Source organism: Streptomyces pimonensis, from assembly GCF_041380215.1.
Classification (GTDB): domain Bacteria; phylum Actinomycetota; class Actinomycetes; order Streptomycetales; family Streptomycetaceae; genus Streptomyces; species Streptomyces pimonensis.
Map to the genome: position 1 here is coordinate 1 of NZ_JAHWZY010000120.1, position 1329 is coordinate 1329.

At 73.1% G+C, this 1329-nt stretch carries 1 protein-coding gene; it reads right to left on the reverse strand.

Annotated elements, in window-relative coordinates:
• The coding region (locus KYY02_RS33610) for a condensation domain-containing protein (RefSeq protein WP_371244864.1) at positions 1 to 1329 on the reverse strand (1329 nt) is incomplete at both ends.

Consider the following 1329-nt stretch of genomic DNA (forward strand, 5'->3'; position numbering starts at 1 on the left):
TGCCGCGAACGCCTCGACGACACTCGTCGCCGGCCTCACCGAGTCCGCGTCGACGTCGTTCCAGTCGACGAGGATGCGGCGCCGCTCCTCGGCGGTGAGGACCTCGACCGTACCGGACGGGCGGGCGGGGTCCTCGGCGAGCGTCCGCAGCAGCGCGACGAACCGGCCCGCGAGCGTGCGCGCGGCCTCCTCGGTGAGGAGGTGCGGCATGTAGTGGAGCCGCAGCCACAGTTCGTCGTCGCGGAGTCCGGCGGCGAGGGTCACCGGGTAGTGGGTAGCGTCGTGCACCTTCGAACCGCTGACGACGAGACCCGAGGAGGGGAGGGACCCTTCGGCGACCGGGTAGTTCTCGAAGACGACGAGGGTGTCGAAGAGCTGCGGCAGACCGGACAGCCTGTTGATCCGGCTCAGCCCGACGTGCTGGTGGGCCAGCAGCTTCGACTGGGCGGTCTGGACACGCAGCAGGAGGCCGGCCAGCCGCTCGGCCGGATCGAGGACGACCCGGACCGGGAGGGTGTTGATGAACAGGCCCGCCATGGACTCGATGCCGGGTATCTCCGCCGGCCGGCCGGAGACCGTCGTGCCGAAGACCACGTCGTCGCGGCCGGTCAGCCGGGACAGCAGCAGCGCCCAGGCACCCTGCACCAGGGTGTTGACCGTCAGCCCCCGGTCCCGCGCCAGTCGGCGCAGCGCCGTCACGGCCGGCGCGGGAAGTTCCGCGCCGATCCTGGCGGGGACGCCCGGCGCCCCGGCGGTGGCGTCCGGGACCAGCAGGGTCGGCTCCTCCACCCCGTCGAGCGCGTCCGCCCAGGCCCGCTCGGCCGCCTGCCCGTCCTGTGCGGCGAGCCAGGCGAGGTAGTCGCCGTACGGGGTCGGCGGCGGCAGTTCCGCGCCGGCGCCCCCGGCGTACAGGGTGAAGAGCTCCTTGGCCAGGACGGGGACCGACCAGCCGTCGAACAGGATGTGATGGTTCGTCAGGACGAGACGGTGGCGGGTGTCGCTCAGGTGAAGGAGGGTGAGGCGCATGAGCGGTGCCCGTGCCGGGTCGAGACGCTTCGCACGCTCCTCGGCGGCGGTCCGGCCGGCTTCCGCCTCGGCGTCCGTCTCGGGCAGGGCTCGCAGGTCGACGGTGCGCCAGGGAAGCTCCGGGTCTCGGACGATCACCTGGACGGGGACGTCGGCGGTGTCGGGTACGAACGCGGCCCGCAGGTTGGCGTGCCGGCGCAGCAGTGCCGTCCACGCCTCGCGCAGAGCCGCCTCCTCGAGTCGCCCCTCCAGGTCGAGCTCCACCTGGGCGGTGTAGACGTCGGTGCCCTCGTGGTCGTAGTG